Origin of the sequence: Streptomyces sp. (assembly GCF_036566765.1) — a bacterium.
Taxonomy (GTDB): domain Bacteria; phylum Actinomycetota; class Actinomycetes; order Streptomycetales; family Streptomycetaceae; genus Streptomyces.
Genome location: NZ_DATCVQ010000446.1, coordinates 1 through 24,650 on the forward strand (window position 1 = coordinate 1; position 24,650 = coordinate 24,650).

General features: G+C 70.4%; 24 protein-coding genes and 1 pseudogene. 17 read left to right on the forward strand and 8 right to left on the reverse strand.

Annotated features, from left to right (window positions below; all coding sequences use genetic code 11):
* Positions 1-791: 791 nt before the first annotated feature.
* From VIU94_RS26285 to VIU94_RS26300, 4 genes are all read left to right on the forward strand, one after another.
* A complete protein-coding gene (locus tag VIU94_RS26285; RefSeq protein ID WP_331914764.1) occupies positions 792-1,406 on the forward strand; it encodes an HdeD family acid-resistance protein in 615 nt (204 codons plus the stop codon).
* A 10-nt stretch (positions 1,407-1,416) separates the two neighbouring features.
* Positions 1,417-1,599, forward strand: a complete 183-nt coding sequence (locus VIU94_RS26290; RefSeq protein ID WP_331914788.1) for a hypothetical protein — start codon at positions 1,417-1,419, stop codon at positions 1,597-1,599.
* 57 nt (positions 1,600-1,656) lie between these two features.
* Positions 1,657-2,238, forward strand: coding sequence for a Uma2 family endonuclease (locus VIU94_RS26295; protein WP_331914765.1), 582 nt, complete (start codon positions 1,657-1,659; stop codon positions 2,236-2,238).
* 526 nt (positions 2,239-2,764) lie between these two features.
* Positions 2,765-4,375, forward strand: a complete 1,611-nt coding sequence (locus VIU94_RS26300) for an MFS transporter (protein ID WP_331914766.1) — start codon at positions 2,765-2,767, stop codon at positions 4,373-4,375.
* Here the strand turns inward: VIU94_RS26300 and VIU94_RS26305 are convergent.
* Entirely contained in the window at positions 4,341-5,141 is an 801-nt protein-coding gene (locus VIU94_RS26305; protein ID WP_331914767.1) for a helix-turn-helix transcriptional regulator, read from the reverse strand. The genes VIU94_RS26300 and VIU94_RS26305 overlap by 35 nt on opposite strands.
* Before the next feature lie 248 nt (positions 5,142-5,389).
* The gene (gene ychF, locus VIU94_RS26310) at positions 5,390-6,478 is read right to left on the reverse strand and encodes a redox-regulated ATPase YchF (protein WP_331914768.1); all 1,089 of its coding nucleotides are present in this window, start codon (positions 6,476-6,478) and stop codon (positions 5,390-5,392) included.
* A gap of 197 nt (positions 6,479-6,675) precedes the next feature.
* Here ychF and VIU94_RS26315 point away from each other — a divergent pair, with 197 nt between their 5' ends.
* Positions 6,676-7,278: a DUF6542 domain-containing protein gene (locus VIU94_RS26315; RefSeq protein ID WP_414721016.1), complete on the forward strand. Its 603-nt coding sequence runs from the start codon at positions 6,676-6,678 to the stop codon at positions 7,276-7,278.
* Between the two features lie 39 nt (positions 7,279-7,317).
* On the opposite strand, the gene ppgK is transcribed toward VIU94_RS26315, so the two are convergent.
* The gene (gene ppgK, locus VIU94_RS26320; protein WP_331914769.1) at positions 7,318-8,061 is read right to left on the reverse strand and encodes a polyphosphate--glucose phosphotransferase; all 744 of its coding nucleotides are present in this window, start codon (positions 8,059-8,061) and stop codon (positions 7,318-7,320) included.
* Between the two features lie 173 nt (positions 8,062-8,234).
* Positions 8,235-9,248 (reverse strand): 4-hydroxy-3-methylbut-2-enyl diphosphate reductase, encoded by a 1,014-nt coding sequence (locus VIU94_RS26325; protein WP_331914770.1) that lies wholly within the window; start codon positions 9,246-9,248, stop codon positions 8,235-8,237.
* A 70-nt stretch (positions 9,249-9,318) separates the two neighbouring features.
* Between VIU94_RS26325 and VIU94_RS26330 the strand changes: the two genes are divergently transcribed.
* The 4 genes from VIU94_RS26330 (at position 9,319) to VIU94_RS26345 (ending at position 13,120) form a co-directional block, all read left to right on the forward strand.
* The gene (locus tag VIU94_RS26330) at positions 9,319-10,707 is read left to right on the forward strand and encodes an APC family permease (RefSeq protein WP_331914771.1); all 1,389 of its coding nucleotides are present in this window, start codon (positions 9,319-9,321) and stop codon (positions 10,705-10,707) included.
* Positions 10,708-10,905: 198 nt separating this feature from the next.
* Entirely contained in the window at positions 10,906-12,120 is a 1,215-nt protein-coding gene (gene xseA, locus VIU94_RS26335) for an exodeoxyribonuclease VII large subunit (RefSeq protein WP_331914772.1), read from the forward strand.
* A gap of 10 nt (positions 12,121-12,130) precedes the next feature.
* The gene (locus VIU94_RS26340) at positions 12,131-12,370 is read left to right on the forward strand and encodes an exodeoxyribonuclease VII small subunit (RefSeq protein WP_331914773.1); all 240 of its coding nucleotides are present in this window, start codon (positions 12,131-12,133) and stop codon (positions 12,368-12,370) included.
* Between the two features lie 159 nt (positions 12,371-12,529).
* The gene (locus VIU94_RS26345) at positions 12,530-13,120 is read left to right on the forward strand and encodes a malonic semialdehyde reductase (RefSeq protein WP_331914774.1); all 591 of its coding nucleotides are present in this window, start codon (positions 12,530-12,532) and stop codon (positions 13,118-13,120) included.
* Positions 13,121-13,209: 89 nt separating this feature from the next.
* Here VIU94_RS26345 and VIU94_RS26350 read toward each other — a convergent pair whose 3' ends face one another.
* Entirely contained in the window at positions 13,210-13,743 is a 534-nt protein-coding gene (locus VIU94_RS26350) for a DUF4245 domain-containing protein (protein ID WP_331914775.1), read from the reverse strand.
* Positions 13,744-13,860: 117 nt separating this feature from the next.
* Here VIU94_RS26350 and glpX point away from each other — a divergent pair, with 117 nt between their 5' ends.
* Positions 13,861-14,895, forward strand: coding sequence for a class II fructose-bisphosphatase (gene glpX, locus VIU94_RS26355; protein ID WP_331914776.1), 1,035 nt, complete (start codon positions 13,861-13,863; stop codon positions 14,893-14,895).
* A gap of 164 nt (positions 14,896-15,059) precedes the next feature.
* Here glpX and VIU94_RS26360 read toward each other — a convergent pair whose 3' ends face one another.
* Positions 15,060-15,431 (reverse strand): WhiB family transcriptional regulator, encoded by a 372-nt coding sequence (locus tag VIU94_RS26360; RefSeq protein ID WP_331914777.1) that lies wholly within the window; start codon positions 15,429-15,431, stop codon positions 15,060-15,062.
* A 164-nt stretch (positions 15,432-15,595) separates the two neighbouring features.
* Positions 15,596-16,309: a DUF1707 SHOCT-like domain-containing protein gene (locus VIU94_RS26365; RefSeq protein ID WP_331914778.1), complete on the reverse strand. Its 714-nt coding sequence runs from the start codon at positions 16,307-16,309 to the stop codon at positions 15,596-15,598.
* A 91-nt stretch (positions 16,310-16,400) separates the two neighbouring features.
* Here VIU94_RS26365 and VIU94_RS26370 point away from each other — a divergent pair, with 91 nt between their 5' ends.
* From VIU94_RS26370 to VIU94_RS26385, 4 genes are all read left to right on the forward strand, one after another.
* Positions 16,401-16,766: a DUF1304 domain-containing protein gene (locus tag VIU94_RS26370; RefSeq protein WP_331914780.1), complete on the forward strand. Its 366-nt coding sequence runs from the start codon at positions 16,401-16,403 to the stop codon at positions 16,764-16,766.
* Entirely contained in the window at positions 16,763-17,329 is a 567-nt protein-coding gene (locus VIU94_RS26375) for a TetR/AcrR family transcriptional regulator (RefSeq protein WP_331914781.1), read from the forward strand. Before VIU94_RS26370 ends, VIU94_RS26375 begins: the two co-directional genes overlap by 4 nt.
* Before the next feature lie 208 nt (positions 17,330-17,537).
* Positions 17,538-19,208 (forward strand): fumarate hydratase, encoded by a 1,671-nt coding sequence (locus VIU94_RS26380; RefSeq protein ID WP_331914782.1) that lies wholly within the window; start codon positions 17,538-17,540, stop codon positions 19,206-19,208.
* Between the two features lie 331 nt (positions 19,209-19,539).
* Entirely contained in the window at positions 19,540-20,169 is a 630-nt protein-coding gene (locus tag VIU94_RS26385; RefSeq protein WP_331914783.1) for an HAD family acid phosphatase, read from the forward strand.
* A 65-nt stretch (positions 20,170-20,234) separates the two neighbouring features.
* Here VIU94_RS26385 and VIU94_RS26390 read toward each other — a convergent pair whose 3' ends face one another.
* Entirely contained in the window at positions 20,235-21,761 is a 1,527-nt protein-coding gene (locus VIU94_RS26390; protein ID WP_331914784.1) for a ricin-type beta-trefoil lectin domain protein, read from the reverse strand.
* A 106-nt stretch (positions 21,762-21,867) separates the two neighbouring features.
* On the opposite strand from VIU94_RS26390, the gene VIU94_RS26395 reads away from it, so the two are divergent.
* From VIU94_RS26395 to VIU94_RS26405, 3 genes and pseudogenes are all read left to right on the forward strand, one after another.
* Entirely contained in the window at positions 21,868-23,262 is a 1,395-nt protein-coding gene (locus VIU94_RS26395; RefSeq protein ID WP_331914785.1) for a class II fumarate hydratase, read from the forward strand.
* Between the two features lie 119 nt (positions 23,263-23,381).
* A complete protein-coding gene (gene fomD / locus VIU94_RS26400; protein ID WP_331914786.1) occupies positions 23,382-24,056 on the forward strand; it encodes a cytidylyl-2-hydroxypropylphosphonate hydrolase in 675 nt (224 codons plus the stop codon).
* A gap of 266 nt (positions 24,057-24,322) precedes the next feature.
* Positions 24,323-24,650: pseudogene (locus VIU94_RS26405) on the forward strand (hypothetical protein); the annotation flags it as partial.

The following is a 24,650-nucleotide window of genomic DNA, read 5'->3' on the forward strand; positions in this document are numbered from 1 at the left end:
CCCCCCACAGGACAGACACCCTCCATTCCGTTTCGAACGATCTTTCACTTCCCCCTCGCCTCACCCCTCACACCAGCAACGCAGACGCGCAGGGTTCGGCGGTCACTTGTAACGTTCGCCGCTCCCGCGGCACTGAGGAGCTTCGTCACGAGCAACGAAGGGCCGAAGAGCAATGACTGTTGAGACCGTCCCCACCTGCGCCTACCCGGGCTGCACGCATGCGCCGGAGCCGCAGGCGCCCGGCGCGCAGGGGCTGGCGTCCCGCTACTGCGAGCACCCCGAGCACGGCGCCGTAGGCGAGGTGGCCGATCAGCGACGGGGGCCGGCTCCCGATGGAGTCGGCCCTTCTGACCTGCATGGTTGCCCCGTCAGGGACGTGGTGTCATTTCATCCGCTCAGACGTTGAAGCGGAATGTCTGCGATCCGATCCCGCCCTACAGCGGAACCGGACGCAAAGCCCTGACCAGGCATTCCTCCGCTGGCGTGCGTTGGGTGCCGACGGATGTTCACGACCGCCCTGCGGACTGGGCGCGGACTGGCCCACGGGGGTCTCTATGGAGTCGAGGCGCCTGCGCAGCTCTGCAGCGATGTCTTCGTCGCCACCCTCGGCGGGCAGCGGCCAGGGGCCCTGAAGGGGGCCCGGCACCCCGCCCTCGACCTCATCGCATGGGCTCACCCGCCGAATCAGCAAGAAATACCGCAACAACCTAAAATAGCCTGACAAGTAGCAAGGCATGTCCGGCGGCTTCGAGGCGCCCCCGCGGGCCGTTCGGCTAGCCCAGGAGGCCGTGATGACCGTTTCCCCCGACGCGGCACCGCAGTACCCGCACAGCGACCCCGAGGACACGCTCAAGCAGCTCGGAAGCTCATGGCACTGGGCACTCGGCATCGCCCTTGCGACACTGATCCCAGGCATCCTGGTGCTCGTCTGGCCCGACGAGACGCTGCACGTCCTGGCCGTGATCATCGGTCTGCAGCTCCTGGTGGCGGGCGGCTTCCGTTTCGTCGCGGCCTTCTCGCACAGCAGCGACCGGGGCGGCAGCAGACTGGCGGGCATCCTGATCGCCGTGCTGGCGTTCCTGGCGGGCGTCCTGGTGCTGCGTCATCCGTTGCAGACCATCGCCGCGCTGTCCCTGATCGTCGGGGCGTTCTGGCTGGTGACCGGAGTGCTCACGGCGTACGTCGCGATCGCCGACCGCGCGCTCGTGCATCGCGGCCTGCTCTTCGGCCTGGGCGCCCTCGGCGCCGTCGCCGGAATCGTCGTGCTCTCCTTCCCGGTGGACTCTGCGGTCGCCCTGACGCGACTGTTGGGACTTTGGCTCGTCCTGCTCGGCGTATTCGAAGTGGTGACGGCCTTCGCACTGCGCTCCGCCACCCGCCGGGTCACGCCCACGCCTCCAGGGTGAACGCCGGGCGTTGACGGAACCCGCATCCCCGAAGCCGCTCTCGTCGATCACAGCGGACTCGGCCGGCCTTCAGGTGCTGCCCAAGTGCCAGGAGCGGGAAGAGCGCGAGATCGACCGGATCATCGACGAGCGCATGGCCAACCCGGCGCCCGGCATCCCGATCGAGGGCATCGCGGCAGTCGGCAAAGCATGAGAACCAGACGCCCAAGAGCACCTCACCCGAGGTGGCCACAGTCACTACCGTGAAGCCATGACCGCACTGCCCGACTGGATGCGCCCGCCGCGCGCGGAAGGTTGGTTCGCGGAGGACCTCGACCGCCTCCCCGAGGCGCCCCGCCACACCGAGCTGATCGACGGAGCTCTCGTCTTCAGGGTGTCGCCCCAGAGGTGGTGGCACGGAGAGATCGTCACCGACCTCACGTTGGCTCTCAGGGCGCAGGCCCCAGCGGGTTTCAGGGTCGGCCGCGAGATGACCATCAAGCTCGACCCGCGCAACCGTCCCGAACCGGACCTGCTGGTGACGACGGCCGACTTCGACGGTGACCGCACCTGGTTTGCACCGGAGGACGTCCAGCTCGTCATCGAGGTCGTCTCCCCCGAGTCCGCCCATCGCGATCGCACAGTAAAACTCCGCAAGTACGCAGAGGCCGGCATCCCGCACTACTGGTGCATCGAGGACGAGGACGGGGCACCCGTCGTCCACGTCTACGAGCTCGACGAACCCACCGGCGCCTACGCACCCGCCGGGATCTTCCGGGGCACCCTCCAGCGCCCAGTACCCTTCGCGGTCAGCCTGGACCTCGACAAGCTCACGCCACCCCGAAGCAGCTGAAAAGTCAGCGCCAAGTCAGCACGGGAATGCAGAAGGGGTCGGACTCGCCAGAGTCCGACCCCTTCTGACCTGCACGTTTGACGAACCATCTAACGCACAACGACGAGGCGACTACACGTTGAAGCGGAATGCCTGCGGGCTGATCCTGACCTGCGGCGGAGCTGCATGCAGCGCCCTGACCAGGAATTTCCCCGTTGGCGTGCGTTGGGTCCCGACGGTCACTCGCGGGTGTCTTGCGGACTGTCTGCGGACTGCCGCCAGCCCTCCCGAGCCCCCGGTGCCAGCCGCGCCTCGGGCAGTTCCCACGGAAGGCTTCGAGGCTCTTGGCCGGTGCGCACATGTTCGTGTCCGCTACGCGCAATCGCCTTACCGTGTCGGGTTGCAGTTGTCCGCCACGCGCAATCGACTGTCCTCAACCACCGTTCCCAGCCTGCCTGTTGGACATCTAGCGTGATCAGTACGGAACCCCCCGGGCCCGGGCGCTTCCTCCGCATCCGACATCCGTGCCTGATCCCAGGGAGTTCCCATGTCCTCGACAGTGGCATCCGCGACGGCTCGCGGTTCGACGCCGACCGACGTCGCGCCGCGCCGGCCCGGGCTTGTGCTGTTCATGGTCTGCGTCGCCATTTTCATGCTGATGCTCGACACCATGGTCGTCTCCGCCGCGCTCGCCGACATCCGCTCCGACTTCGACACCTCCCTCGACGGACTGCAGTGGATCGTCGACGCCTACTCGATCCCACTGGCCGGCGTCCTGCTGACCTTCGCCACGCTCGGTGACCGCTACGGCCGCAGGCGGATGTACGTGGCCGGCATGGCGGTGTTCACCGGCTCGTCGCTGGCGATGACGATGGCGGGCAGCATCGTGCAGCTCGACGTCCTGCGGATGGTGCAGGGCATCGGCGCCGCCATGCTGTTCGCCACCGCGCTGCCGCTGCTGGCGACCGCGTTCCCGGAAGCGGGTGCCCGCGCGAAGGCGATCGGCACCTACGGGGCGGTGATGGCGAGCGCGACGGTCCTCGGCCCGGTCATCGGCGGTGGTCTTGTCACCCAGTTCGGCTGGCGCTCGATCTTCCTCATCAACGTACCGATCGGAATCGCCATGATCGTCCTGGCGGCGAGGAAGATGCCCGAGACGGCGAGCCGTCCGGACCATCGTGCCGACTGGCTGGGCTCGCTGCTGCTCACCGGAGGTCTGGTGGCCGCGGTGTTCGCCCTGACGCGCAGCCACGCTCTCGGCTGGACGTCAGGGACGGTCATCTCCCTGATCGTGATCGGGGCCGTCCTGCTGACCGCCTTCCTGTTCTGGCAGACACGGGCCAGGAACCCGCTCTTCGACGTCTCGATGGCGAGGAAGCCCGGCTTCACCGGCACCGCGATCGTGTCGATCGCGCACATGGCCACGCTGATGGCCTCGGCCACCTATCTCGCGCTGTTCCTGATGGGTCAGGGCCATACGCCGCTGGAGATGGGTCTGCGGCTGCTGCCGATCAGCGCCTGCGCGATGATCGCCGCGGCCGTCACCCCCGTCATCGCGAAGCGGGTGCCGATCGGGACCGGGCTGACCGGCACGATGGCCGTGGTGACCGTGGGCATGTGGCTGCTCGGCAACTACGGTCACCACGACAGCTGGACCCACTTCCTGCCCGGCATGATCATCGGTGGTCTGGCCATCGGCGCGCTCACCTCGATCAACCAGGCCGCGTCGCTGACCTTCGCCTCGCAGGAGAACGCGGGGATGTCCAGCGCCACCTTCGCCACCCTGCGGCAGGTCGGCATGGCGATGGGTATTGCCGCGCTCGGTGCGATGTACGGCCGCGTCGCCACCGACAAGGCGGAGTCCGGGCTCGCGGCGGTCCCCGGGATCGCCTCGGTGCCGCAGGACCTCAAGGACCAGTTCGTCGACCTGGTCGGGTCCGGGTCCGGGCGTGCGGTGGTCGAGGCCGTGCCCTCGCAGTTCCACGATGCCGTGCCCGCGCTGACCCGTGTCGCCGACAGCGCGTCGATCGACGCGCTGAACGCGCTGGCGAACCTGGGCACGATCATCGGCGCAGCCTCCGTGGTCATCGCCGGGATCGCCTTCGCGATCGACCGCCGCCGGGTCAGCCGGCGGCAGTCGGAGTCGGCGTCTCTGTGAGGGTGGAGAGGGCACCGCTTCCGCCGAAGTACGCGGCGGGAGTGGTTCCCACCTCGCGCCGGAACGCGGTGATGAACGCGCTGGCGGTCGCATAGCCGACCGCGTGGGCGACCCGGGAGACCGGCTGTCCCATGCCCAGCATGGGCAACGCCGCGTTGAGCCGCTCGTACGTCCGCCAGCTGCTGAAGCTGGTGCCGGTCTCCGCGCGGAACCGGCGGGAGAGAGTGCGTACCGACGCGCCCACCTCTCGGCTCCAGTCCTCCAGATCACGAGGATCGGCGGGATCCTGCTTGATGGCCAGAGCGATCCTGAGGGCCAGCGGATCGGTGGGAAGGATGGTCGGGATCGCGGCGACCGAGAGGGGCTTCAGCAGATCCCACAGCACGGCCGTGACCCGAGCGCGATGCTCGACGGTCCCGGTCCCGGTGCCGAGGTCGACCAGATGGGACAGCAACGGCCCGACCAGCCCGGTGGCATCGACCACGGTGGGCACTTCCCAGCGCAGCGGACAGCGGTCCGGTTCGAAGTACAGCGACAGCATCTCGGAGGACGAGTGCGGGACGACGGCGTGGTCCATATCGCCGGGTATCCACAATGCGCGCGAACGCTCCACCACCCAGCGCAAGTTGTCGACCTCGATCGTGAACGGGGCGCCCGGCGCCCACGTCAGCTGATGCTGCGGGTGATTGTGGGCGGGGAGGCTGATTCCCGGCTCGAGCGGGACGGCGACGCTCGCGACCGCGAGGGCCGTATGGTCGACAGTCACCCGCCTTTCACCGTTCACAAGCCTGACTCTACTGTCGGCCCGCTTCCGATGGTTGCAACCTCCAGAGCCTCAGTCGGCTGCACCAGTGGCCAAGGGTCGTGCTCACCACTCGCCGCAGCGAGGCCGCTCGCGAACCAGACGAGGTGGCTCCGGGACTCCTTCATGCCTGCACCGTCCCGCGGACCGTTGCGGACAGCACACCGGCCTGACCCACGTCTTCGCAGGTCAGGCCGTATGTGGGTGTGCGATCAGACGTTGAAGCGGAACTCCACCACGTCGCCGTCCTGCATCACGTACTCCTTGCCCTCCATGCGGGCCTTGCCGGCTGCGCGGGCGTCGGCTACGGAGCCGGTGGTGACGAGGTCGGCGAAGGAGATGACCTCGGCCTTGATGAAGCCCTTCTGGAAGTCGGTGTGGATCACGCCGGCCGCCTCGGGGGCCGTGGCGCCCTTCTTGATCGTCCAGGCGCGGGATTCCTTCGGGCCGGCCGTCAGGTACGTCTGGAGGCCCAGGGTGTCGAAGCCGACGCGGGCCAGGATCGCGAGGCCGGGCTCGTCGGCGCCGACGGACTGGAGGAGCTCCATGGCGTCCTCGTCGTCCAGCTCGGCGAGGTCCTGCTCCAGCTTGGCGTTGAGGAAGATCGCCTCGGCCGGAGCGACCAGGGCGCGCTGCTCGTTCTTGAACGCGTCGTCGGTCAGCTCGTCCTCGTCCACGTTGAAGACGTAGAGGAAGGGCTTGGTCGTCAGGAGGTGCAGGTCGTGGAGGAGCTCGGCCTTCTCGCTGCCCTGCAGGATGCCCTGGGAGAAGAGCGTGTCGCCCCGCTCCAGGATCGCCTGCGCCGCCTCGACCGCCGCGACCTTCGGGGCCACGTCCTTCTTGATCCGCGACTCCTTCTGGAGGCGGGGCAGGACCTTCTCGATCGTCTGGAGGTCGGCCAGGATCAGCTCGGTGTTGATCGTCTCGATGTCGTCCTTCGGCGAGACCTTGCCGTCGACGTGCACGACGTTCTCGTCCTTGAACGCGCGGATGACCTGGCAGATCGCGTCCGACTCGCGGATGTTCGCCAGGAACTTGTTGCCCAGGCCCTCGCCCTCGCTCGCGCCGCGGACGATGCCGGCGATGTCGACGAAGTCGACGGTCGCCGGGAGGATGCGCTGCGAGCCGAAGATCTCGGCGAGCTTGTCCAGGCGGGCGTCCGGGACGCCCACGACGCCGACGTTGGGCTCGATGGTGGCGAACGGGTAGTTGGCCGCCAGCACGTCGTTCTTGGTCAGGGCGTTGAACAGGGTCGACTTGCCGACATTCGGCAGGCCGACGATTCCGATCGTGAGCGACACGGTGGCGACTTCCCTAGCGGTGTGGATGCGGTGTGAACGCGGTCTGGGCGCCGCGCGGCCGGTGGGGCCGATCCCCCAGTTTACGGGCGAGGCGAACCGGCCATCCACGCCGACCTTCGGCCGTTCTGGGCTGCCCCGTCACCCAAAGGGCGTGTCCTGTGCCCGGTTCCTGCCCACTTGCGACCTACGTTGGTCAAGTGGAGCAGCACAAGACTCGTCACCCCCAGCGCCGCGCATTCGCCGAAGGCGCCCCGGTCTACCCGGTGCCCGCGCGCCCCGGCGGCCGCCCGGGCAGCGGCGGAGCGGGCGGACGGCCCCGCCCGTCCCCGCCCCCGGCCGCCCCCGGGGCCCCCGTACCCCTCCTGCGCCGGCTGCCCAACCCGCGGCTGACCGGACTCGGCGCGGGGCTCTTCGCCTCCGCCGTCATGCTCGTCCTCGGCTCCCTCGACAACCTGCTCCTGGACGGCTCCCCCCTCGCGTACGGCCTGCTCTTCCTGCCGGTCAGCGCCCTCACCGCGCTCTGGGTCCGCGCCGCCGACCTCGTCACGGCCCCGATCAGCGTGCCGATCGCCTTCGCCGTCGGCGTCGTACCGATCGCCGGGGGTTCCGACGGGTTCGGCGGCCAGGCGATGGCCGTCGTCACCGCCCTCGCCGTCCACGCCGGCTGGCTGTACGGCGGCACCCTCGTCGCCGGCCTGATCACCTGCGTGCGGAAGGTGCGCGACATGGGCCGCCGCCAGCGCGCCGCCGCGGCGGCCGCCCGACTCGCCGCCCGCCGCCCGACTCGTAAGCAGGCGTAGCGGGCGGCCCCACCCGTAAGCAGGGCCCATAAGCAGACCTCACCCCGCTCGCGCCGCCATCGCCGCGCCCACGATCCCCGCGTTGTTCTGCAGCTCCGCCGGGACGATCTCCGCCCGGATGCCCTCCAGGAGCGGCAGGAACTTGTCCGCCTTGCGGCTCACCCCGCCGCCGATGATGAACAGCTCCGGCGAGAACAGCATCTCCACATGCTCCAGGTACTTCCTCAGGCGCCGCCCCGCCCAGTGCTCCCAGCTGAGGTCCTCGTCCTCCTTGGCCTTCGTCGAGGCGCGCTTCTCCGCGTCGTGGCCCTTCAGTTCCAGGTGGCCCAGCTCCGTGTTGGGGACCAGCCGGCCCTCCGTGAAGACCGCCGAGCCGATGCCGGTGCCGAGGGTCAGCAGGATCACCGTGCCCGTACGGCCCCGGCCCGCTCCGAAGGTCATCTCGGCCACGCCGGCCGCGTCCGCGTCGTTCAGGACGGTCACCGCGAGGCCGTCGAGGCGCTCGCTCAGCAGCTTGCCGGCGTCCACGCCGATCCAGCCCTTGTCGACGTTGGCCGCCGTGCGGACCGTGGAGCCGGTGACCACGCCCGGGAACGTCACCCCGACCGGGCCCGACCAGTCGAAGTTGCCGACCACCTCCGCGACGCAGCCCGCCACGTCGTCGGGCGTGGCGGGCTGCGGGGTCAGTACCTTGTGGCGGGGCTCGACCAGGTCGCCGCGCTCCAGGTCCACGGGAGCGCCCTTGATGCCCGAACCGCCGATGTCCACTCCGAAGACGTTCATGAACACCACGGTAGGGGCAGGCAGGGGCCGGTGCCCGGCGTTGCGACGAGCGGGTCGGCGCCCGCGTCGGCGTACGAGCGCGGCGTCAGCGCACAGGCTCGGCCTCAGCGCACGGCCGGCCCGGCGTCAGCGCACGAGCCCGGCGTCAGCGCACAGGCGAAGGCCCGCCCGCGTCACTCCTTGACGAGCTCCGCCGCCTCCGCGCGCAGGTCGCGGCGGAGCTCCTTCGGGAGCGAGAAGGTCAGCGACTCGTCGGCCGTCTTCACGATCTCCACGTCGGCGTAGCCGCGCTCGGACAGCCAGGCGAGGACCTCCTCCACCAGCACGTCCGGCACCGACGCGCCCGAGGACAGGCCGACGCTCGTCACGCCCTCCAGCCACGCCTCGTCGATCTCGCTCGCGAAGTCGACCAGGTACGCGGCGGGCACGCCGGCCTGCTTGGCGACCTCGACCATGCGGATCGAGTTCGAGGAGTTCTTCGAGCCCACGACGATGACCAGCTCCGCCTGCCCGGCGAGCTCCTTGATGGCCAGCTGCCGGTTCTGCGTGGCGTAGCAGATGTCGTCGGACGGCGGGGAGATCAGCTGCGGGAACTTCTCCTTCAGCGCGTCCACCGTCTCCATGGTCTCGTCGACCGAGAGCGTGGTCTGGGAGAGCCAGACGACCCGCGACGGGTCGCGGACCTCGACCTTCGCCACGTCCGACGGGCCGTCGACCAGCTGGATGTGGTCGGGGGCCTCGCCGGAGGTGCCGATGACCTCCTCGTGGCCCTCGTGGCCGATCAGGAGGATGTCGAAGTCCTCCTTGGCGAACCGGACCGCCTCCTTGTGCACCTTCGTCACCAGCGGGCAGGTGGCGTCGATGGTGGCCAGCCGGCCCTCGCGGGCCTCCTCGTGGACCGTGGGGGCCACACCGTGCGCGGAGAACATGACGATGTTGCCCGCCGGCACCTCGGTCGCCTGGTCGACGAAGATCGCGCCCTTCCGTTCCAGGGTCTGCACGACGTACTTGTTGTGGACGATCTCGTGGCGGACGTAGATGGGCGCCCCGTACTGCTCCAGGGCCTTCTCGACGGCGATCACGGCACGGTCCACGCCCGCGCAGTAGCCGCGCGGGGCGGCGAGCAGGACACGCTTCGGGCGGGTGGGCGCGGGCGACGACGCGGGCGTTGCAGTCATGCGACCCATCGTAAGGCCGTGGCGGGGGCGGGCCGCGTCGCAGCGGCGCTCGGCGGATGCCGTGCCAGAGACTGTGCGCATGGCCGAGGAAGCGCAGATTACGGGGCATACGGGACTGCGACGGAACCTCGGGTTCCGGGATCTTGTCGTCTACGGACTGCTGTTCATCGCGCCGATGGCGCCGGTCGGCATCTTCGGCACGCTGGACGCGAAGTCGCACGGGGCCGTGGCGCTGGTGTACCTCGTCGCGACGGTGGCGATGGCGTTCACCGCGTTCAGCTACGCGCAGATGGTGCGGGTCGCGCCGCTGGCAGGGTCGGTCTTCACGTACGCGCGCAAGGGGCTGGGGGACGGCCCCGGGTTCATCGCCGGGTGGATGGTGATGCTCGACTACATGCTGATCCCGGCGGTCGCGTACCTCTTCGCGGGCATCGCGATGGAGGCGCTGGTCCCCGAGGTGGACCGGTGGGTCTGGACCGGGCTCGCGGTGGTGATCACGACGCTGCTCAACCTGTGGGGCGTGCGGGCGGCGGCGCTGGTCGGCTTCGCGGTGCTCGCGATGGAGACCGTGGTGCTGCTGGTGTTCTTGGTATCGGCGATCGTCGTGCTCGTACGGGACGGGGCGCAGCGCGACTGGTGGTCGCCGCTCGGCGGGGACGCGGCGTTCTCGCTGGGGGCGGTGTTCGGCGCGGTGTCGGTGGCGGTGCTCTCGTACCTCGGCTTCGACGCGATCGCGAGCTTCGCGGAGGAGGTCACCGAAGGGGGGCGCGAAGCTCGTTGGATGGATGGTGGCGGGCGACGGGCGGGATCGGCGAAGGTGGCGCGGGCGGTGCTGTTCTGCCTGGCGCTGGCGGGCGTGCTGTTCGTGGCCCAGACGTACCTGGTGGCGCTGCTGTCGCCGGTGTCGTCGCAGGAGCTGGCGCTGGAGCCGGCGAAGCAGGGCTCGGCCTTCTACGACGCCGTGGACGCGTCCGTGGGCGGCTGGCTGCACGACCTGGTGGCGGCGAGCAAGGCGATCGGCGCGGCGTTCGCGGCGCTGGCGGGGCAGGCGGCGGGCGGGCGGCTGCTCTTCGCGATGGGCCGCGACCACCGGCTGCCGCACGTCCTCGCCCGCACGGACGGGGGCGTGCCGCGGGTGGCGCTGCTGGTCTCGGCGACGGTGACGATGATCGCGGCGGTGTGGGCGGCGCGGCAGGACGACGGCCTCGACCACCTGGTGTCGGTGGTCGACATCGGCGCCCTGACGGCCTTCGTCCTGCTGCACGCGAGCGTCGTCGGCTGGTTCGCGATCCGCCGCATGGAGGGCCCGCCGCACTGGGGCCGCCATGTGGCGGCCCCACTGATCGGCGCGGGCATCCTGATCGCGGTGATCATCGAGGCGGCGGCGTCGGCGCAGGTGGTGGGGGTGATCTGGTTCGGGGTGGGGCTGGTGGTCCTCGCGGTGCAGGGGGCGGCGGGGCGGAGTTGATCTCCCCCCACCACCACCCCGCCCCTTCCCGAAACCCTGCCGGGGCCGGAGGGTCCCCGCGGATACTGGGTGCCACGGCCGTCGCCAGGACAGGTGCGGGCGCTCGCCGCAGCGACGGGCGGGTGGGGCGCACACGCCGCCCGAACCCCCGTGCACGGCTGGGGCCCGGTGTCGGTGGCGGCCGATACGCTCGGGCGCATGGCTTTGACTACGTCTGCCGATGCGCCGTTGCCCGTCGGGGAGGTCTCCCGGCTGATCGGGGGGTGGATCGATCGGCTCGGGGCCGTGTGGGTCGAGGGGCAGATCACGCAGTTGTCGCGGCGGCCCGGCGCGGGGGTCGTGTTCATGACCTTGCGGGATCCCTCGTACGACATCTCCGTCTCCGTCACCTGCTACCGCCAGGTCTTCGACGCCATCGCCGACGTCGTCTCCGAGGGCGCCCGGGTCGTCGTGCACGCCAAGCCCGAGTGGTACGCCCCGCGCGGGCAGCTGTCGCTGCGGGCCGTGGAGATACGGCCGGTCGGCATCGGCGAGCTGCTCATCCGGCTCGAACAGCTGAAGCGGACCCTCGGCGCCGAGGGTCTCTTCGCGCCGGAGCGGAAGAAGCCGCTGCCCTTCCTGCCCCAGCTCGTCGGGCTGGTCTGCGGCCGGGCCTCCGCCGCCGAGCGGGACGTCCTCGAAGTCGCCCGCCGCCGCTGGCCGGCCGTCCGCTTCGAGGTGCGGAACGTCGCCGTGCAGGGCGTGCACGCCGTGACCCAGGTCGTCCAGGCCGTCAAGGAGCTCGACGAGCACGGGCACGTCGACGTGATCATCGTGGCCCGCGGCGGCGGCAGCGTGGAGGACCTGCTGCCGTTCTCCGACGAGCAGCTGATCCGCGCCGTGGCAGAGTGCCGTACGCCGGTGGTGTCCGCGATCGGCCACGAACCCGACGCCCCGCTCCTCGACCTCGTCGCCGACCTGCGCGCCGCGACCCCCACCGACGCGGCGAAGAAGGTCGTCCCGGACGTCGGCGAGGAGCTGGAGCGCGTCCAGAGCCTGCGCGACCGCGCCCTGCGCACCGTCCGCGGCCTGCTCGACCGCGAGGAGCGCGGGCTCGCGCACGCGCTGACCCGCCCCGTCATGGAGCACCCGCAGCGGATGGTGGACGAGCGCGAGGCCGAGCTGGACGCGCTGCTCGCCCGGAGCCGCCGGGTCCTGGGCCATCTGCTCGACCGCGCGGACTCCGAGCTCTCACACACCCGCGCCCGGGTCCGCTCGCTCTCGCCGGCGGCCACGATGGAGCGCGGGTACGCGGTGCTCCAGCGGACGGACGGGGCGGTGGTCCGCTCCCCCGAGGAGGTCGCGGAGGGCGAGGAGCTGCGGGCCCGGGTCTCGGAGGGCGAGTTCACCGTCGTTGTCGGACCTCATGCATAGGGTGGATTCCATGGCAGCCACTACGGACGAGGCAGCGCTCGGATACGAGCAGGCGCGCGACGAGCTCATCGAGGTCGTGCGCCGCCTGGAGGCGGGCGGGACGACCCTGGAGGAGTCCCTCGCGCTCTGGGAGCGGGGCGAGGAGCTCGCGAAGGTGTGCCGGCGCTGGCTGGACGGCGCCCGGGCCCGCCTCGACGCGGCCCTGGCGGCCCCGGGCGGCGGGGGCGACGACATGGCCGACGAGGACTGAGCCGGAGGGCCTCCTTCCAGAGGCCCTCACCTGTGCTCCCAGAGGCCTTCACCTGTGAAGCGGAACACTATCCGCCGGTTTTAGTTGAAGATTAACCAATCATCGTTGTACCTTCAATCACATCGCTTCACCCCCGTGCACGTCCGGAAGGTACGACCCATGACCCTCGTTCTTGATTCCGCCGCCCAGGACCTCCTCTTCCGCGAGGCCCGCACCGCCAACACGTTCACCGACGAGCCGGTGACCGACGAGCAGGTCCAGGCGATCTACGACCTGGTCAAGTACGGGCCGACCGCCTTCAACGAGACCCCGATGCGCGTCACCCTGGTCCGCTCCCCCGAGGCCCGCGAGCGCCTGGTCAAGCACATGGCCGAGGGCAACCAGCCGAAGACCGCCGACGCCCCGCTGGTCGCGATCCTCTCCGCGGACAACGAGTTCCACGAGGAGCTCCCGCGGCTGCTTCCGCACTTCCCGCAGGCCAAGGACATGTTCTTCGCCGAGCGCCCGGTCCGCGAGCAGTCCGCCCTGCTGAACGCCGCCCTGCAGGCCGCGTACTTCATCGTCGGCGTCCGCGCCGCCGGCCTGGCCGCCGGCCCGATGACCGGCGCGGACTTCGCGGGCATCCAGAAGGAGTTCCTGGACGACGACCACACCCCGCTGATGGTCGTCAACATCGGCAAGCCGGGCGAGGACGCCGCGTTCCCGCGCTCCCCGCGCCTGGACTACGACGAGGTCGTCACCACCATCTGAGCCGGACACCGTCCGATCCGGACACCGTCCGAGCCGCCGCAGACGCGAAAGGCCCCGCACACCTCGTGTGCGGGGCCTTCCCCGTACCGCTACGCCTTCTTCGCCTGCAGCGCGCCCGCCATCTCCGCCAGGCGGTCGAAGGACGCCGTGCCGGTCACCACCGTCGTCGCCTTCCCGTCCGTGCGGACCAGGGCGTCGTACTTCGCGCCCTCCCAGAGCTGCCACGCCTGGCCGCCCACCGTCCGCGTCTTCCCGGAGCTCTTCGCGTTCTGGGTGACGTCGGGGACGTACTTCTTCGGGTCGGCCGTCGACTGGTGGATCGCCACGTACTGCGTGTCCGGATCCAGGAAGCCGAGCTGCCAGGCGTTGTTCTGCTCGCGCTTGTACGAGACGACCGTCGCCTTCCAGCCCTCGCCGAGCCCCTCCGGGGCCAGCACCGGGTACGGCGCGGCGCGCTGGGCCGTCACGAGCTCGACCCGGTAGTCCTTCGCCTTCACCGGGTCCGCGTCCTCGTCGTGCGGGATGAAGAGATACATCACGCCCGCGGCGACCAGGATGACCGCCATCGACTGGAACATCCCGCGTACTGTCTGCCTGCCTCGCATACCTGCCACGCGCACCATGGTCGCATCATGGTGTTGTGCTCATACGTGGGCCCCTCTGCTCAATTTGTCGACGTACCGATAGAGTCGCAGCACCCTCTTTATCCCGGCCGTCGCCGTACAGAAAGGTGCGCTCCGATGACCGAGCATCATCTCCTGCCGCCCGAGCTGGAGGTCTCCCCCGAGGCCCCCGACCGCAACCTCGCCCTCGAGCTCGTCCGCGTCACCGAGGCCGCAGCCATGGCCGCCGGCCGCTGGGTCGGCCGCGGCGACAAGATCGGCGCGGACGGCGCGGCGGTCAACGCCATGCGAACCCTGATCTCCACCGTCTCGATGAACGGCGTCGTCGTCATCGGCGAGGGCGAGAAGGACGAAGCCCCCATGCTCTTCAACGGGGAGCGGGTCGGCGACGGCACCGGGCCCGAGGTGGACATCGCGGTCGACCCCATCGACGGCACCACCCTCAACGCCAAGGGCATGCCGAACGCGATCGCCGTGCTGGCGGCCGCGGACCGCGGCACCATGTTCGACCCGTCCGCGGTGTTCTACATGGACAAGCTGGTCACCGGCCCCGAGGCGGCGGACTTCGTCGACATCGACGCGCCCGTCTCGGTGAACATCCGGCGGGTCGCCAAGGCCAAGAGCTCCTCTCCCGAGGACATCACGGTCGTCATCCTGGACCGCCCCCGCCACGAGGGCATCGTCAAGGAGATCCGCGAGACCGGCGCCCGGATCAAGTTCATCTCGGACGGCGACGTCGCCGGTTCGATCATGGCGGTCCGCGAGGGCACCGGCGTCGACATGCTCATGGGCATCGGCGGCACGCCGGAGGGCATCATCTCCGCCTGCGCGATCAAGTGCCTCGGCGGCGTGATCCAGGGCAAGCTGTGGCCGAAGGACGAGGCCGAGAAGCAGCGCGCGCTGGACGCCGGTCACGACCTGGACCGCGTGCTGTCCACGAACGACCTGGTCAGCGGCGACAACGTGTTCTTCGTCGCCACCGGCATCACCGACGGCGAGATTCTGCGCGGGGTGCGCTACCGCGCCGAGACCGCGACCACCCAGTCGCTCGTCATGCGCTCGAAGTCCGGCACGATCCGGCAGATCGACTCCACGCACCGGCTCTCGAAGCTGCGCGCGTACAGCAAGATCGACTTCGACCGGGCGAAGTAGCCACCGGTCGGACGACGACGGTACGAAGAGGGGCGCTCCCATGTGCGGTGGGAGCGCCCCTTCCCGTACGGGCGGAACCCCGTAGACCTTCGGAGCCGTCCGGAGCCGTCCGGAGCCCGCGATCGGCAGCGAGCCGTCCGGAGCCCGCGGTCAGCAGCGAGCCGTCAGCCCGCCTTGGCGATCCGCTCGGGCGCGGCGGCCTTCCGCAGCTCCACCTCGCGGCGCCGGCGGCGGGCGAGCACCACGCGGCGCTCGGCGGCGGTGAGCCCGCCCCACACCCCGTACGGCTCGGGCTGCAGCAGCGCGTGCTCCCGACACTCGACCATCACGGGGCAGCGGGCGCAGACCCGCTTCGCGGCCTCCTCGCGGGACAGCCGGGCGGCCGTCGGCTCCTTGGACGGGGCGAAGAACAGTCCGGCTTCGTCCCGGCGGCACACCGCCTCCGCGTGCCAGGGCCCGGCCTCGTCCTCCCGTGCGGGCGCACGCTGGGCCGGTACGGCGGCGACCTTGAGGGGCTGATGCGGCAGTTGCAGCACGGTCTACTCCTGACGACGGCTTCGCGAGCGAGAGACGATGCAGCAGCCCTACCCGCTGTGCGCGCGCCTATGCACTGAGTGGCACCGAGTTCCGATCTGCGGAAACCCGTGGGCGGATTCCGGTCACCCGGAATCCGGTCACTCCGCGACCGCGCGGGGCGCCGTCAGTGCCCGAGGTGCTTGCGCATCTTGTCGTGCAGGTCGGCGATGAACTTGCCGCGCTTGGGCCGGGCCTCGACGTTGCCGAACACCGAGTAGCCGTTGACCACGACGACCGGGGCCTCCGGGTCGGCCGACTCCAGCGTGCGGACCTCGAAGTTGCCGAAGACGCCGGTGCCGTTGCCGCGCAGCGTGATGTTCTCCGGGACCCGGATCTCGACGTTGCCGAAGATCGAGGTGGCGTTGATGGTGGTGAGCCGCTGGGCGAAGATCGCCTCGGTCAGGTCGATCTCGACGTTCCCGAAGAGCGCGAACGCGTTGGTCCGGCGGCCGACCCGCCAACGCCCCTTGCGGGTGGTGCTGGAGAAGACCGCGACCAGGTTGTCGGCCGGGGCCGCGGAGTCGTCGGGGCCGTACGCGTACGACTGCTCCGGCTCCGGGCGGGACGGGCGGGCGGCGGGCAGGTCCCGTACCAGCGGCTCCAGTTCGCCCACGGTCTTGGCGCGGAGCACCGCGTCGATCCGCTCGCCGTGCTCCTCCGCGTCGAGCCGCCCCTCCGCGAGGGCGTCCCGCAGGATGTCCGCGATCCGGTCCCGGTCCGCGTCCGAGGCCCGCAGCGAACCCGCCGGATCGGCGACGGCCGGATCGGCGACCGCGGACTCGGACTTGGGCTCTACGGGAGTGATCGGCTGCTTCTGGGGCTGCTTTTCGAGGTCCACGACGCCAGCGTAGCGAAACGCGATAGATCGCGACTAGGGGCCACGGCCGAGGTCCGACAGTCCTGGACACCCGTCCATGTATTCTGGACACATGTCCAACATCCTTGCGAACGTCGCCGTCGGCCTGGTCGCCGCCCTGCACGCCTACATCCTGGTTCTGGAGATGTTCCTCTGGGAGCGCCGGCCCGGGCGCGAACTGTCCGGTTTCGACGCCGCCATGGCCCGCGCGACCGCGCCCCTCGCCGCCAACCAGGGCCTGTACAACGGCTTTCTCGCCGCCGGTCTGGTGTGGGGTCTGATCGCCGCCGACCCCACGGGGTACCGGGTCCAGATCTTCTTCCTCTCCTGCGTGGTGATCGCCGGGGTGTACGGGGGCCTCACCGCCAACCGCCGGATCCTGCTCGCCCAGGCCCTTCCCGGGACCCTCGCCCTGGCCGCCGTACTGTGGGCTGGGTGACCAGCACGACCGCCGACCCCCGCGCCGCCCGGACCCGCGCCAAGCTGCGCGCCGCCCTCCTGGAGGAGTGCGCCGAACGCCCCCTCGACGAGGTCGGGGTCGCCGCGCTGGTCCGCCGGGCCGGGATCGGCCGGGCCACGTTCTACCTGCACTACACCGACCTCCAGGCCCTCGCCGTCGACGCGTGTGCCGATGTCGTACGGGACGCGGTGGAGGCCTTGCACGCCTGGCGCGGCACGCCCGCCCCGGACGCCCCGCCGGCCGCCCTGCCCGCCTTCTTCGCCGAGGTCGCCCCGCACGCACCGCTCTACCGGAGCCTGCTGCGTCCCGGGGGCGGCGGCCCGCTCGGAGAGCTGCTCCACCAGGAGCTCCGCGCCTACAGCCGCCGCGAACGCGAACTGGCCGGGGCGCCCGAGCCCGATCTCGTGGCGTCGGCGGTGGCGGCGACCTTCGCGGGGCTGCTCGCGGACTGGCTGCACGGCCTGATCGAAGCGACGCCGGAGGAGATCGCGGGCCGCACGTGGCGCCTGCTGATCGCGCTGCACCGGACGCCGCTGGGGTGAGGAGGCGCGGCCACGCGCCGCCATCGTGAGGAGGGGGCCGCGCCGCTGGGGTGAGGGCGTCGTCCCCGTCGTACTCCACAACGGCGTGGTCCGACCTCCAACTGAGCCTTACCTCACAGGATCGGCGCCGCGTCCTCGTTCTACGCTGGATGACGCGCTGCCAATGGAGGCGGCGCTGCTGTCTGCCGAGTGAGGAATGGCCGCCGTCATGCCAGAGTTTTCGTACTCCGATCTGCTCCCTCTTGGAGAGGACACCACGCCCTACCGCCTGGTGACCGCCGAAGGCGTCTCGACCTTCGAGGCCGACGGCCGTACGTTCCTCAAGGTCGAGCCGGAGGCGCTGCGCACGCTGGCCGCCGAGGCGATCCGCGACATCCAGCACTACCTGCGCCCGGCCCACCTGGCCCAGCTGCGGAAGATCATCGACGACCCGGAGGCGTCGAGCAACGACAAGTTCGTCGCGCTCGACCTCCTGAAGAACGCCAACATCGCCGCCGCCGGCGTGCTGCCCATGTGCCAGGACACCGGCACCGCAATCGTCATGGGCAAGCGCGGCCAGAACGTCCTCACCCAGGGCGGCGACGAGGAGGCGCTGAGCCGCGGCATCTACGACGCGTACACGAAGCTGAACCTGCGCTACTCGCAGATGGCCCCGGTCACCATGTGGGAGGAGAAGAACACCGGCTCGAACCTGCCCGCGCAGATCGAGCTGTACGCGACCGACGGCGGCGCGTACAAGTTCCTCTTCATGGCCAAGGGCGGCGGCTCGGCGAACAAGTCCTTCCTCTACCAGGAGACGAAGGCCGTGCTCAACGAGGCGAGCATGATGAAGTTCCTGGAGGAGAAGATCCGCTCGCTCGGTACCGCGGCCTGCCCGCCGTACCACCTGGCGATCGTCGTCGGCGGCACGTCGGCCGAGTTCGCGCTGAAGACCGCGAAGTACGCCTCCGCGCACTACCTGGACGAGCTGCCCGCCGAGGGCTCGGCCGAGACCGGCCACGGCTTCCGCGACAAGGAGCTGGAGGAGAAGGTCTTCGAACTGACGCAGAAGATCGGCATCGGCGCGCAGTTCGGCGGCAAGTACTTCTGCCACGACGTGCGCGTGGTCCGCCTCCCCCGCCACGGGGCCTCGCTGCCCGTCGCGATCGCCGTCTCCTGCTCGGCCGACCGCCAGGCCGTCGCGAAGATCACCGCCGAGGGCGTCTTCCTGGAGCAGCTGGAGACCGACCCGGCGCGCTTCCTGCCGGAGACGACGGACGAGCATCTGGACGAGTCCGGTGACGTCGTGAAGATCGACCTGAACCAGCCGATGGACGAGATCCTCGCCGAGCTGACGAAGTACCCGGTCAAGACCCGCCTCTCGCTGACCGGCCCGCTGGTCGTGGCGCGCGACATCGCGCACGCCAAGATCAAGGAGCGCCTGGACGCGGGCGAGGAGATGCCGCAGTACCTGAAGGACCACCCGGTCTACTACGCCGGCCCCGCCAAGACCCCCGAGGGCTACGCCTCCGGCTCCTTCGGCCCGACGACGGCGGGCCGCATGGACTCGTACGTGGAGCAGTTCCAGGCCGCGGGCGGCTCGAAGGTCATGCTGGCCAAGGGCAACCGCTCGAAGCAGGTCACCGACGCGTGCGGCGCCCACGGCGGCTTCTACCTGGGATCCATCGGCGGCCCGGCGGCGCGCCTGGCGCAGGACTGCATCAAGAAGGTCGAGGTCGTCGAGTACGAGGAGCTCGGCATGGAGGCGGTCTGGAAGATCGAGGTCGAGGACTTCCCCGCGTTCATCGTGGTCGACGACAAGAACAACGACTTCTTCCAGAACCCGGCCCCGGAACCCACCTTCACCCACATCCCGGTCCGCGGGCCCGGTCTGGCCTGACCCGTCCTCGCACAGCCTGGAAGAGCCCTCGGCGCCCCCGCCGGGGGCTCTTCCCCGGAGGCCGAGGGGTAGGCCGGGAGCAAATAGGCCCGAAGTCGGGCCTACAGTCGATCATTTGCGTACATCCCAGTACACATTTCGAGTCGCGTCCGATCTGTACGCGCCACGACGCATCGCCTTCCGTCCGCACGGACCGGGGACGTCACGCTTTCCCGGTGGCGATCTCCGCTCAGATTCTCGCTACCGACCGGTAGCCCTCCCGACACCTACCGGTCAGTATTGGCCGCGAGCATGTCAACCATTGAGCCGGTCGACCACTCGGGAGCCCCCCATGCCCTCCTCCGCCACCAAAGCCAAGGCCACCGCGGCCCTCGGCCTCACCGCCGTTCTCGTCGTCGGCCCCGCGCCCACGGCGTTCGCGGCCGATCCGGACAGTCACCACACGTCAAGTGCCGCCATCCAGCACATCGACTACACCACCTGGCGCCACGACGTGGCCGCCGTCGTCGACCAGGCCCGCCCGTACATCGAGAAGCGCTCCGAGCAGGCGGGGCGCGAGAAGCAGGCGATCGTCCTCGACATCGACAACTCCTCGCTGGAGACGGACTTCCACCCCTTCTGGGAGCTGCCGACCCCGGCCATCCCCGAGGTCCGCGACCTCGTCGCCGACGCCCACGAGCGCGGGGTCGCCGTCTTCTTCGTGACCGCGCGGCCGGGGATCATCTACTCGCTCACCGACTGGAACCTGAAGAAGGCCGGCTACCCGGTCGACGGGCTGTACGTGCGCTCCCTGCCCGACCTGTTCGCCGAAGTCAGCGCGTACAAGACCGAGAAGCGCGCGGAGATCGAGGCCAAGGGCTACACGATCATCGCGAACATCGGCAACAACACCACCGACATCGTCGGCGGCCACGCCGAGCGCGCGTTCAAGCTGCCGGACTACGACGGCAAGCTGTCCTAAACGAACGGAAGGGCTCCGGCCGCCTCGACAGCGGCGGCCGGAGCCTTTGTCGTATCCCGCTACCGCTACGCGAACCGCTGGTTCGCCGAGCCGTTGCAGGTCTGGATACGGATCGGCTCCCGCGCCGCCGCCTGTGTCAGGCACATGCCCGTCGCGGCCGCCGGGCGGATCGTGGCGCCGTTCTTCACGAACTTCTGGTGCGTGCCTCCGTGGCAGTTCCAGACCAGAAGCGCCGTGCCCGCCGGGTACGAGGCGTTGGGCACGTCCAGGCAGCGGTCCTGGGTGAGCCCGGTGTGGACGGTCTGGCGGGTCGCGTCGTACCACCACGTCTGGTTGCGGCCGCCGTGGCAGTCCCACCCGAGGACGCGGGTGCCGTTGGCGCTGGTGGCGCTGTCGACGTCCACACAGTTGCCGGTCGCCTCGTTCTTCAGCGGCTGGTACGCGTCGTCCCAGGCGACCGGGAACAGGGTGGGCGTCCCTGCCGAGTTGACGTCCGCACAACTCGCCTCACGCAGACCCGAGTTGTAGAGCTGGGTCAGACAGCCGGCGAAGGCCGCGTGGCCGCGCGCGTTCGGGTGGAAGGACTGCCGGACCGAGTTCTCGTCCGGCATGCCGGGCTTGGACAGGTCGATGTACAGCCCGCGTGCCCAGGGGTCCTCCATGCAGACCTCGTGGCCGTGGAACAGCCGCGAGTTGTCGAGGTACGTCGCGCCGGTGGACTGGGCGATCCTCCGCATGCCCCGCTCGAAGGCCGGCACGGCGGTGTTGCGGCCCCACACGGTGTCGGAGTCGTAGCCCATGCCGCCGCAGGACAGCTTGCCGGGGAAGTTCGGGTTGTCGCGGAAGTCCGGGCCGATCGGGCTCGGGTAGCCCATGACGACGAGCTTGTAGTCGCCGTCCGCGTACCCGGCGTCGCGCATCACGGTGCGCAGGTCGCGCACGGTCTGCTCGATCTTGGGTACGAGGGCGTCGACGCGGGCCTGCCAGCCGGGGGCGTACTTGGGCTCGCAGGGGCCCTGGGAGAGCAGGTAGCGCTGGACGCAGTCGGTCATGACCGGGCCGAACTGCAGGTCGTCGTTGGCCCCGGCGACCAGCAGCACCATCTTGATCCTGGTGTTGCGGGCCTTGATGGCGAGGTTGTCGCTCTGGACGAGTTCGTCGGCGTACTGCTTCGAGCCGCCGATCTTGATGTTGCCGCTGTACGCGCCGGAGCAGGACACGTTGAACGTGAGGTCCGCGGGGATTCCGGTGCGGTGCACGGCGGCTTCGGGCGAGCGGTGGCACCAGTTGCTGGGGCCGTTGGTCGGCGGCTCGTACGTGCCGACGCCCTCGCCGGAGATCTCGCTGTCGCCGAGCGAGACCAGGCCCGTCTTGCGGTCGGCGAGCGGCCGCTCGCCCGGGCTGCCGTAGATCTTGGTGGCCTCGGCGGCCCGGATGGCCTCCAATGCGGGTGAGAGCGGGACGGAAGCGGTGGTACGGGGTGCGGTCTCGGCCGCGCCGGCGGGTGCGGCGGCCGTCATGGATCCGAAGGCCGCGGCGGCCGCGGCGGTTGCCGCGATCGCCCATCGGAGTCTGTACCTGGTGCGCCTCATTGCGCCTCCTGGATGTGGGGTTACCCACGGTTTTTACTGGTCGGTACGCGCAAGGGGAATACACGTAACAAGACAACTGCTCAACTTTTTCAGGAGGTTGAATCTGATGAACGACGAAGACGAGTTCCGCATCGAGCACGACTCCATGGGCGAAGTACGCGTCCCCGCCCACGCCAAGTGGCGTGCCCAGACCCAGCGGGCGGTGGAGAACTTCCCGGTCTCCGGGCAGCGCCTGGAGCGCGCGCACATCGAGGCGCTGGCCCGGATCAAGGCCGCCGCGGCCAAGGTCAACGCCGAGCTCGGGGTGATCGACGCGGACGTGGCCGGCGCCATTCAGGAGGCGGCCGCCGAGGTCGCGGAGGGGCGCTGGGACGCGCACTTCCCGGTCGACGTCTTCCAGACCGGCTCCGGGACCTCGTCCAACATGAACACCAACGAGGTCCTCGCCACCCTGGCCACCGAGCGGCTCGGCAAGGACGTCCACCCCAACGACCACGTCAACGCCTCGCAGTCGTCCAACGACGTGTTCCCGTCGTCCATCCACATCGCCGCCACCGCCGCCGTCACCGGCGACCTGATCCCCGCGCTCGCACATCTGGCCGCTTCCCTGGAGCGGAAATCAGCCGAATTCGCGGACGTGGTGAAATCCGGCCGCACCCACCTCATGGACGCCACCCCGGTCACCCTCGGCCAGGAGTTCGGCGGCTACGCGGCCCAGGTCAGGTACGGGATCGAGCGGCTGCGCGCCTCGCTGCCCCGGCTCGCCGAACTCCCCCTCGGCGGCACCGCGGTGGGCACCGGCATCAACACCCCGCCCGGCTTCTCCGCGGCCGTGATCGCCGAAGCGGCCCGCGCCACCGGGCTGCCGCTGACCGAGGCCCGCGACCACTTCGAGGCGCAGGGTGCGCGGGACGGACTGGTGGAGACGTCCGGGCAGCTGCGCACGATCGCCGTCGGGCTCACCAAGATCTCCAACGACCTGCGCTGGATGGCCTCCGGGCCGCGCACCGGACTGGCCGAGATCAGCCTGCCCGACCTCCAGCCCGGATCCTCGATCATGCCTGGCAAGGTCAACCCGGTGATCCCGGAGGCGGTTCTGATGGTCGCCGCGCAGGTGACCGGGAACGACACCACGGTGGCGGTGGCCGGCGCGGCCGGGAACTTCGAGCTCAACGTGATGCTGCCGGTGATGGCCAAGAACCTGCTGGAGTCGGTCCGGCTGCTCGCCAACGCCTCCCGGCTGCTCGCCGACCGCACCGTCGACGGGATCACCGCGAACGTCGAGCGGGCCCGGGAGTACGCCGAGTCCTCGCCGTCCGTCGTCACCCCGCTCAACAAGTACATCGGCTACGAGGAGGCGGCGAAGGTCGCCAAGAAGTCGCTCGCGGAGCGGAAGACCATCCGCGAGGTGGTGCTGGAGTCCGGGTACGTGGAGCGGGGCGACCTGACCGAGGAGCAGTTGGACGAGGCGCTGGACGTGCTGCGTATGACGCACCCGTGACGCCGCCGTGCGAACGCATCCGTGACGCCCGCGGAATGAAGCATCCCTGGCGCCCCCGGTATGACGCATCCGTGACGTCCGCCGCAGCGAGGGGCGGCCGCCGCCCCTAAGATCTGCGCATGACAGCATCGGCAGCTTCTCCGCAGACCGTGCGCTGGGCGCCGGGGGACCGCATCCTCTGGCGCTACCGCGGCATCGGCTCGAGTGACGTGCACATCTGCCGGCCGGTGACCGTCGTGCAGGACACCGACGAGCTGCTCGCCGCCTGGATGGCGCCCGGCACCGAATGCGTCAAGCCGGTGCTCGTGGACGGCACTCCCGTCCACGACGAGCCGCTGGCGACCCGCTACACCGCGCCGCGCACCACGACCCGCTCGTACTGGCAGGGCGCGGGGGTGCTGAAGCTGGCGCGGCCCGCGGAACCCTGGTCGGTGTGGCTGTTCTGGGACCGGGGCTGGCGGTTCCGCAGCTGGTACGTGAACTTGGAGGAGCCCCTGACGCGTTGGTCCGGCGGGGTCGACTCCGAGGACGATTTCCTGGACATCTCCGTCTACCCCGACCGCAGCTGGCTGTGGCGGGACGAGGACGAGTTCGCGCAGGCCCAGCGGTCCGGGCTGATGGACGCGGCGCGGGCCTCGCGGGTGTGGGCGGCGGGGGCCGCGGCAGTCGAGCTGATCGACGCGTGGGGCCCGCCGTTCTCGGCCGGCTGGGAGGACTGGAGGCCGGATCCGGCCTGGACGGTGCCGGAACTGCCGGCCGACTGGGACCGCACCCCCGCGCATACAGCACCGTGAGACCCTTGATGCGCCCCCGGGGTTCAAACGTAGGATCGTCCTCCGCAAGGCCGTGACGCATCAACCAGTGAATACTGCACAGGACCTGACCGTAAGTCATTCATGAGGGGGAGAGCCGTGCCGGACGTGTGCCCGGGTGTGCGTACCCCCGCCGATGGCGTGTTCGCATCGACGTCCCGTCAGGGGTTTAGCCCCGCTGACGGCGCGGCATCGGCTGACAGAGCGATGGCATCGCACAACCGGCCCGGACGGACGGAATCCCACGCGTGACGGAGCATCCCACCTCCCACGAAGGCCGGCAGCCTCTGACTGCCCGCCCCCAGGAACGCACCCGGCCGCGCCCCGACGCCACGGCGGTCCCGGCGCCGGGCGGGCCCGGCGCGACGCCCGACGGCGTGCCGTCGCCGCGCCCGGCCGACCCGGCCCGCCCCGCCGCAGCCTCCGCCGCCGCGAAGCCGTCCCGCCGCCGCAAGTCCACTCGTAAGAGCGGCACGCCCCAGCCCCCGGACCACAACGAGAGGGACGCCCGCGCCGCCGAGGCGGCGGCGAAGCCGGCCGGCGGCGAGCCCGCCGACGCGCACGCCCGGACCGACG

Bases quoted from the DNA above. Each gene is read 5' to 3' on its own strand.
- VIU94_RS26285 (WP_331914764.1), top strand. From the start codon at position 792: ATGACCGTTTCCCCCGACGCGGCACCGCAGTACCCGCACAGCGACCCC.
- VIU94_RS26295 (WP_331914765.1), top strand. From the start codon at position 1,657: ATGACCGCACTGCCCGACTGGATGCGCCCGCCGCGCGCGGAAGGTTGG.
- VIU94_RS26300 (WP_331914766.1), top strand. From the start codon at position 2,765: ATGTCCTCGACAGTGGCATCCGCGACGGCTCGCGGTTCGACGCCGACC.
- ppgK (WP_331914769.1), bottom strand. From the start codon at position 8,061: ATGAACGTCTTCGGAGTGGACATCGGCGGTTCGGGCATCAAGGGCGCT.
- VIU94_RS26325 (WP_331914770.1), bottom strand. From the start codon at position 9,248: ATGGGTCGCATGACTGCAACGCCCGCGTCGTCGCCCGCGCCCACCCGC.
- VIU94_RS26330 (WP_331914771.1), top strand. From the start codon at position 9,319: ATGGCCGAGGAAGCGCAGATTACGGGGCATACGGGACTGCGACGGAAC.
- xseA (WP_331914772.1), top strand. From the start codon at position 10,906: ATGGCTTTGACTACGTCTGCCGATGCGCCGTTGCCCGTCGGGGAGGTC.
- VIU94_RS26340 (WP_331914773.1), top strand. From the start codon at position 12,131: ATGGCAGCCACTACGGACGAGGCAGCGCTCGGATACGAGCAGGCGCGC.
- VIU94_RS26345 (WP_331914774.1), top strand. From the start codon at position 12,530: ATGACCCTCGTTCTTGATTCCGCCGCCCAGGACCTCCTCTTCCGCGAG.
- VIU94_RS26350 (WP_331914775.1), bottom strand. From the start codon at position 13,743: ATGGTGCGCGTGGCAGGTATGCGAGGCAGGCAGACAGTACGCGGGATG.
- glpX (WP_331914776.1), top strand. From the start codon at position 13,861: ATGACCGAGCATCATCTCCTGCCGCCCGAGCTGGAGGTCTCCCCCGAG.
- VIU94_RS26370 (WP_331914780.1), top strand. From the start codon at position 16,401: ATGTCCAACATCCTTGCGAACGTCGCCGTCGGCCTGGTCGCCGCCCTG.
- VIU94_RS26380 (WP_331914782.1), top strand. From the start codon at position 17,538: ATGCCAGAGTTTTCGTACTCCGATCTGCTCCCTCTTGGAGAGGACACC.
- VIU94_RS26385 (WP_331914783.1), top strand. From the start codon at position 19,540: ATGCCCTCCTCCGCCACCAAAGCCAAGGCCACCGCGGCCCTCGGCCTC.
- VIU94_RS26390 (WP_331914784.1), bottom strand. From the start codon at position 21,761: ATGAGGCGCACCAGGTACAGACTCCGATGGGCGATCGCGGCAACCGCC.
- VIU94_RS26395 (WP_331914785.1), top strand. From the start codon at position 21,868: ATGAACGACGAAGACGAGTTCCGCATCGAGCACGACTCCATGGGCGAA.
- fomD (WP_331914786.1), top strand. From the start codon at position 23,382: ATGACAGCATCGGCAGCTTCTCCGCAGACCGTGCGCTGGGCGCCGGGG.